This is a genomic window from Streptomyces milbemycinicus, from assembly GCF_002154605.1.
Taxonomy (GTDB): domain Bacteria; phylum Actinomycetota; class Actinomycetes; order Streptomycetales; family Streptomycetaceae; genus Streptomyces; species Streptomyces milbemycinicus.
On the sequence record NZ_MUNE01000682.1, the window covers coordinates 1 to 4,332 of the forward strand.

4 protein-coding genes are annotated in these 4,332 nt (G+C 75.5%); 3 read left to right on the forward strand and 1 reads right to left on the reverse strand.

The genetic code is table 11. From position 1 onward, the window contains the following. Nucleotides 1-1,148: ParB N-terminal domain-containing protein (locus CCN51_RS42705; protein ID WP_086860807.1), on the forward strand; the 1,148-nt coding region annotated here is incomplete at its 5' end. Between the two features lie 27 nt (nt 1,149-1,175). Here the strand turns inward: CCN51_RS42705 and CCN51_RS42710 are convergent. Further along, a complete protein-coding gene (locus CCN51_RS42710; RefSeq protein WP_014180398.1) occupies nt 1,176-1,703 on the reverse strand; it encodes a PadR family transcriptional regulator in 528 nt (175 codons plus the stop codon). Nucleotides 1,704-1,800: 97 nt separating this feature from the next. On the opposite strand from CCN51_RS42710, the gene CCN51_RS42715 reads away from it, so the two are divergent. Continuing rightward, on the forward strand, nt 1,801-3,177 hold the full coding sequence (locus tag CCN51_RS42715) for an MATE family efflux transporter (protein WP_014180399.1): 1,377 nt from the start codon (nt 1,801-1,803) through the stop codon (nt 3,175-3,177). Between the two features lie 62 nt (nt 3,178-3,239). Beyond that, nucleotides 3,240-4,332 (forward strand): glycosyltransferase family 4 protein (locus tag CCN51_RS42720; protein WP_086860809.1); only part of this gene is annotated, 1,093 nt, incomplete at its 3' end.

The following is a 4,332-nucleotide window of genomic DNA, read 5'->3' on the forward strand; positions in this document are numbered from 1 at the left end:
GGGACGGGCGGGCCGTCCAGCAACTGCTCGACCGGCGGGCCGCGGCGGTCCGGGAGCGCGACGCGGACGCCTTCCTCGCCACCGTCGACCGGCGCTCCGCCCGCTATCTGGCCGAGCAGCGCCGGATGTTTGCTCACCTGGCCGCCGTACCGGTGCGCTCCTGGACCTACCACCTGGTGGACACCGGCGGCTTCGACCCCGCGCTGGGCGAGGGCCGCCGCCTCGCCGCCCAGGTCGAGCTGCGCTACCGGCTCTCCGGATACGACACCGTGCCGGTCGTCGCCGAGGAGTATCTGACCCTCGCCCAGCGGAACGGGCGCTGGTACGTGGCCTCCGACGACGGTGAGGAGGACGGCCGGCACACCTCCGTGCAGCTGTGGGACCAGGGCGCGGTGACCGCCGTACGCGGCGCGCACAGCCTCGTCCTCGGCGTGGGCCAGGACCGGCGGCGGCTGCGCGAGCTGGCGGACGGCGCGGACCGGGCGGTGGCCGCCCTGCGCAAGGCGTGGCCCCACCCGTGGGCCGGGCGGGTGGTGGTGGAGGTCCCCGCCTCCCTGGACCGGATGGCCGCCCTGCTGGGCTCGTCCGCGAGCGGCTACCGCGGTATCGCGGCCGTCACCACCGGCGAGGCGGGGGGCGGCCGTCGCGCCGCCGCCGACCGCGTCATCGTCAACCCCGAGGCGTACGAGGTCCTCGGTGACTTCGGCCGGCGCGTCGTGATCACCCACGAGACGGCCCATGTGGCCACCCGCACCGCCACCACCCCCGCCACCCCGATGTGGCTCTCCGAGGGCTTCGCCGACTGGACGGGCTACCTCGGCACCGGCCGCACCCCCCGCGAGGTGGCCCCGGAACTGGCCCGCTCCATCACGTCCGGCCGCCTCCCGGACGCCCTCCCGGACGACAAGGCCTTCGGCTTCGGCGGCAGCGCGGACGTCCTGTCCCAGGCGTATGAGGAGGGCTGGCTGGCCTGCCGTCTGATCGCGGAGAAGTGGGGCGAGAGCAAGCTGGTCGACTTCTACCGCGCGGTGGGCGAGAGCCCGGGCCGCAAGGGGGCGGTGGAGTCCGCGCTGCGCGAGGTGCTGGGCACGAACCTGGCCGAGTTCACCGACCTGTGGCGCAAGTACGTGATCTCTCAGTTCGATTAAGTCGATTAAGGGGTTCGGCCGGCGGAGCTAGCTCGTCTCCAGCCGGTCCAGGGCGTCCGCGAGCCACCGCCGCTCCTCCGCGGTGGTCGCGCGGGCGATCCGCAGCATCCCCTCCCGGAAGACGTCCCCGGCCCGCTCCGCGCGCACCGGCTCGCCGCCCTCGTAGAAGAAGCTCGACGGGGTGTCCAGGAACGCCTGGCGGCGCCGCAGCACGGCCGCCTGCTCGGCCGGGTCCGGCAGCCGGCGGAGGAACGCGAGCAGCGTGAAGAACCGCTGGCCGTCGCTGATCTCCACGTCCTTGGGCGCACGCAGCCGGGACAGCAGCTCGGCGCGGCCCGCGTCGGTGAGGGACAGCACCCGGCGCGGGGCGGCGCTGGCACCCGGTTCGGTGCGCTGGTCCAGCAGACCGGCCTTCGTCAGCCGGGTGATCGCCGGGTAGAGCGCACCGTCGCTCACCGGGCGGACATGGCCGCTCAGGGCCTTGATGCGCTCCTTGAGCTCGTAGCCGTGCAGCGGCTGGTCGGACAGGAAGCCGAGGATCGACAGCTCCAGCACCTTGGGTGACGTCCTTTCACTTGCCCACTCGCTCGCACCATGGTACCTCTCATCGCGGTACCTCGATTAGAGGTACGTGGTGCTGAGAGGGGAAGAAATGCCGCAGGAGACGGCGCCGGAGGCGCTGCCCAGGGAACACCGCCGCAGACTCGCGGGCCTGGCGTGCCCGGTCTACGGCGAACTGCTGGCCGGTGTGGTCGCCGGGATCGTCAACATGGTGTGGGTGGCCCGCCTCGGCGGACCGGCGGTCGCCGCCGTGGCCGTGGCCACCAACGTCGAGAACCTGGCCCTCGGCCTGATCCTGATGGCCGGCAGCGGCACCACCGTCCTGGTCGCCCGCGCCCGCGGCGCGCGCGACCCGGCGGCCCTGCGCACCGCCGTACGCGGCGGCTGGGCGCTGTGCGCGCTGCTCATCCCGCCCGTCGCGGTCGGCGGCTGGGCGCTGCGCGAGCCACTGGCCCGTCTGGTGCTCGGCGGCGACGGACAGGCCCTCCGCCTCGCCGTCGGCTACTTCGCCGTCTCCCTGCCCGGCCTCGCCGTCTTCTTCGCGCAGAACCTCCTCGACGGCGTCCTCAAGGGTGCCGGGGACACCCGCACCCCCATGCGCCTCGCCTTCCTCGCCAACGCGCTGATCCTCGTCCTCGACCCGCTGTTCGTCTTCGGGCTGTGCGGGCTGCCCCGGCTCGGCGTGACCGGCGCCGCCTGGGCCACCGTCGCCGGGCGCTCGGCCGCCCTCGCCGCCGGGCTGGTGGCGCTGCACCGCAACCCCCTGCTGCGCCAGGCCGCCACGGCCCGCCCCGCCGGGCGCACTCTGCCCGCCCTGCGCGCCACCGCCGCCACCGGCCTGCCGATGGCCGCCGACTTCACGGCCCGGATGGCCGGTTCCCTGCTGCTGGTGGCCGTCGTGGCGCGGATCGGGGTGGCGTCCGTCGCCGCGTACGCCATCGCCACCAAAGCGATGTACGTGGCGACCATGTCCTTCTACGCGGTACGGCAGGCCGCCGCCATCCACACCGCCCACACCCTCGGCGCCGGCCGCGACCAGCGGGCCGCCATCGCCCGCCAGGCCGCGCTGCTCGGCGCCGCGCTCGGCGCGCTCGCCGCCCTGGTGCTGCTGGCCGCAGCGCCGTGGGTGATGCGGGCGTTCGGCGCGCGGCCGGACGTCGCCGCGGCCGGTACGGCGTTTCTGCGCTGCGTGGGCCCGTATCTGGCCCTGCTGGGCTGTTTCATCGCGCTCGGCGGCGTGTTCGAGGGGGCCGGGGGCAGCCCGCTGATGCTGCGCGTCACCCTCGCCGGCACGGCCGTCCAACTGCCGCTGGCCTACGGCCTGTCCGGCCTCGGGCTGCCCGGGGTGTGCGCGGCCATGGCCCTGGCCGCGGCCCTCCAGTGCCTGGCCGTACTCGCCCTGTCCCGCCGCTTCGCCCCGCCACGGGCCCCCGCCCGCCGGGCCGCGGAACGGGCCGGGGCGCGCTGACCGGAGCCCGGCCGCCGCGCCCGCATCCGGTACTGCAGGCAGGGCCGGTACTGTCGGCAGGAATGGACAAGACCCTGATCGTCACCAACGACTTCCCGCCCCGGCCCGGCGGCATCCAGGCGTTCCTGCACAACATCGCGCTGCGCCTGGACCCGCAGCAGGTCGTCGTCTACGCCTCCACCTGGAAGCGCGGCCGGGAGGGTGCCGAGGCCACCGCCCGGTTCGACGCCGAGCAGCCGTTCCGCGTCGTACGGGACCGTACGACCATGCTGCTGCCCACCCCGCGGGTGACCCGGCGCGCCACCGAGCTGCTGCGCGCGCACGGCTGCACCGCGGTGTGGTTCGGGGCCGCCGCCCCGCTCGGGCTGATGGCCCCGGCGCTGCGCGCGGCGGGCGCCCGGCGGCTGGTGGCGACCACCCATGGGCACGAGGCCGCCTGGGCCCAGCTCCCCGCCTCCCGCGGGCTGCTGCGCCGGATCGGCCAGTCCACCGACACCCTCACCTACCTCGGTGAGTACACCCGCTCGCGGATCGCCGCCGCGATCGGGCCCGAGGCCGCGGCGCGCATGGTCCAACTGACGCCCGGCGTGGACGAGAAGAGCTTCCACCCCGACTCGGGCGGCGCCGAGGTCCGGGCCCGGCTCGGGCTCGCCGACCGCCCCGTCGTCGTCTGTGTCTCCCGGCTGGTGCCGCGCAAGGGACAGGACACCCTCATCCAGGCCATGCCGCGGATCCTGGCGGAGGTCCCGGACGCCGTGCTGCTGATCGTCGGCGGCGGCCCGTACGCCAAGGAGCTGCACCGGCTGGCCGAGACCACCGGCGTCGCCGACTCCGTACGTTTCACCGGCGCGGTCCCCTGGGAGGAGCTGCCCGCCCACTACGGCGCGGGCGACGTGTTCGCTATGCCCTGCCGCACCCGGCGTGGCGGCCTGGACGTCGAGGGCCTCGGCATCGTCTATCTGGAGGCATCCGCGACCGGCCTGCCCGTCGTCGCCGGCGACTCCGGCGGCGCGCCGGACGCGGTCCTCGAGGGCGAGACGGGCTGGGTGGTGCCCGGCGGCTCCGCCGAGCAGGCGGCCGAGCGGATCGTCGCGCTGCTCCAGGACCCCGAGCTGCGGCGGCGGATGGGGGAGCGGGGGCGGGCCTGGGTGGAGC